The 1,208-nt window shown below is 51.7% G+C and carries 1 protein-coding gene; it reads right to left on the bottom strand.

The window, feature by feature from the left end:
- A partial coding sequence (gene asmA / locus EQY_RS0117005) for an outer membrane assembly protein AsmA (RefSeq protein WP_000385579.1) occupies positions 1 to 1,208 on the bottom strand: 1,208 nt, incomplete at both ends.

The raw sequence follows: 1,208 nt of genomic DNA, 5'->3' as shown, positions 1-1,208 counted from the left end.
CCAGCCGCCAATGACGCGAATGTCAAACTGGGTATCGCAGGTCTGCTCTGCCAGATTCAACGTGCCTTCCCCTGTCAGTGCCAACACCGGCGATTGACCTTGCATGTCGTTTAACGTCACGAGGCCATTATGTAGCGTGAGATCGGTCGTAAAGCGGTCGAGACGAGTCACATTATCGAAGTTTTCAGCGGCCTTCACATCACCGCCGTTACGTTCTACCGCTTGCTGAATCATCTGCTGGAAGTTCATCCCTTCCATGCGCGTGTCGGTCATTTCAACATGCGCTTGCCCTTGCCAGTTGTGGCGGAATGCGTCGGCATCAATATCAGCGCCAGAGAAGTCGCCAGCCAGAGACATTTTTCCGGTTAACGAAATCGGATAGTTAAATGCCTTCAGAATGGTGCCAATCTCAACGTTCTCCAGCCGTGGCTGGAAGCTTATACGTGGATTTGTTGATGTCGCGTCCAGCGTCCCCGGCAGCGATACCTGTCCACCGTTGAGTTTGCCTTGCAGTTGGGTGATTTCCAGCAAACCCAATTTATTGGTCATTTGCGTAGCAACATCAGTAAAATTCATCCCGCGCCAACGCACGTTACTGGCCTGCAACAAAATATCAGCCGCAAAACCTTTCAACCCTTGATAGGCCGGCTCATCAATACGCGAGGAAATGACCGGACGCGGCAGCATTGGCTGGTTCTGCCCCTGTTGCGTGGTTCCGTTTTCACTGTTAACGGCTTCATTAAGCGGTATGAGATTATCAAGATTCAGTTGCGAAAACTGCAATCTTAACAACCATTCGGGCTTTTCAGTCAGCGTGACCTGCGCTTGTCCACTAAGCGCGCTGTCATTCGCGGTCAAATTGATTTGATTAAATGAAAGGCGTTTATGTGGCTCTTGCCACTGAGCCTGGAAGCTCCCCTGCCCCTGAATACCTTGCTGTGGCAGATCTGCGCCTTGCAGCTGCCAGCTAATTTGCTCAATGGCTGCGGTTAAATCATGCGGATAATCAGAAGCATCCACCGTGCCCTTGAGAGATAACGTGAGATCGCGCTGATCGCGGTTAACCCGCCCGGAGAACTCAAACGAACCGCGATGCTGTGGATCTTGTTCCATTTGCAGACGGATGTTGCGAATCGTCACCTGCTCGTCATCTTCATGCTGGAACACCAGCAGACTGTCCGCCACTTTCAGACTGGAGATATCAAACG

Source organism: Escherichia sp. TW14182 (assembly GCF_000208525.1).
Lineage (GTDB): Bacteria > Pseudomonadota > Gammaproteobacteria > Enterobacterales > Enterobacteriaceae > Escherichia > Escherichia ruysiae.
The sequence above is the reverse complement of the archived record's forward strand: the minus strand, read 5'-3'. Positions and strand labels throughout refer to the sequence as shown.